Annotated in this window: 1 protein-coding gene; it reads right to left on the bottom strand. The window is 51.6% G+C overall.

Annotation, left to right across the window (positions count from 1 at the left end):
• On the bottom strand, positions 1 to 737 hold a 737-nt coding region (locus CX664_RS26760), incomplete at both ends, for a hypothetical protein (RefSeq protein WP_219622293.1).

Below are 737 nucleotides of genomic sequence, written 5' to 3'. Positions count from 1 at the left end.
ACCATTCCTGGTGTTGAAATCACCACCCACGTAATGAGACGGTCCCTGAACTTCAATCACCATGTTGTGATCTGGCAGTAGCAGGTCAACCGGAGATAACGAATTCAGACTCTTTTCTTCTTCAATCCTCAAAGATGGAATGCATGATTGGAGTTGATTGCGGAAGTCGGATTGACGTTTTGAAACGATCGCATGGTAATGGGGGACGAACGGACACGGTCTCCCAAGCCAACTTGCGGCCATCGCAATGGTGTGTTGATCCTCTTCATTGTCCGGGGATGTATTTTTCAGGCGGGTAAACAGGTCATCCATGTGCTTTTCCAGCACGTTACCTTTATTGGTATTGGGAACCAGAGATAACCTGGCACAGCAGACCATTACTCCCCAAAGGGACATCAATATCGCTTGCTGAGAGAACTGAGGGTTGCCACTGATTTGGTCGACAAGCGTTTTGAACGTGGAGGTTAACACGTCCAGCTCAATGAGTTCGCCCAGTTTCGCCATGGCCCACAGCAGGTTGGCGATTTCCTGTGGTTTAAAGTTAGCTTTCTCTGGGTTCACTTGTGGCAACAGCACGGCCACGGCCTCTTGGAGCTGCGGTGTCCGCTCCTGCCCGTTGTCCACCAGTTTCGCCGTGGCCCATAGCAGGTTCGCGATTTCCTGTGGGTTAAAGTTAGCTTTCTGTGCGTTCACGTCGAGCAATAGGCTGGCCACGGCCTCATTGAGCCCCGGTGTCC

Source organism: Endozoicomonas acroporae (assembly GCF_002864045.1).
Classification (GTDB): domain Bacteria; phylum Pseudomonadota; class Gammaproteobacteria; order Pseudomonadales; family Endozoicomonadaceae; genus Endozoicomonas; species Endozoicomonas acroporae.
This window is presented reverse-complemented; position numbering and strand designations above follow the sequence as displayed.